Raw genomic sequence first — 557 nt, 5'->3', positions numbered from 1 at the left:
ACAGGTGCAACGGGAGCCGATGGAGCAACAGGAGCTACGGGAGCCGACGGAGCCACAGGTGCAACAGGAGCCGATGGAGCTACAGGAGCAACCGGGGCCGATGGAGCGACAGGAGCCACGGGTGCTGATGGAGCGACAGGTGCCACGGGAGCTGACGGAGCTACAGGCGCGACCGGAGCCGACGGAGCGACAGGTGCGACCGGAGCTGATGGAGCGACAGGAGCAACAGGTGCAACGGGGGCTGATGGAGCGACAGGTGCAACCGGGGCCGATGGAGCGACTGGTGCTACGGGAGCCGATGGAGCGACAGGTGCGACCGGAGCTGATGGAGCCACAGGTGCGACCGGAGCTGATGGAGTGACTGGTGCGACCGGAGCCGATGGAGCGACAGGAGCCACTGGAGCCGACGGAGCAACAGGAGCGACCGGAGCTGACGGAGCAACAGGTGCAACAGGAGCCGATGGAGCGACAGGAGCAACCGGGGCCGATGGAGCGACAGGAGCAACGGGAGCCGACGGAGCGACAGGAGCCACGGGAGCTGATGGAGCGACAGGAGC

Annotated in this window: 2 protein-coding genes; both read left to right on the top strand. The window is 67.1% G+C overall.

Annotated elements, in window-relative coordinates; all coding sequences use genetic code 11:
* On the top strand, positions 1 to 361 hold a 361-nt coding region (locus HMPREF1207_RS29735; RefSeq protein ID WP_231392025.1), incomplete at its 5' end, for a hypothetical protein.
* A partial coding sequence (locus tag HMPREF1207_RS30180; protein WP_231392024.1) for a collagen-like protein occupies positions 358 to 557 on the top strand: 200 nt, incomplete at its 3' end. The genes HMPREF1207_RS29735 and HMPREF1207_RS30180, both read left to right, overlap by 4 nt.

Source organism: Paenibacillus sp. HGH0039, from assembly GCF_000411255.1.
In the GTDB taxonomy this organism is placed as follows: domain Bacteria; phylum Bacillota; class Bacilli; order Paenibacillales; family NBRC-103111; genus Paenibacillus_F.
This window is presented reverse-complemented; position numbering and strand designations above follow the sequence as displayed.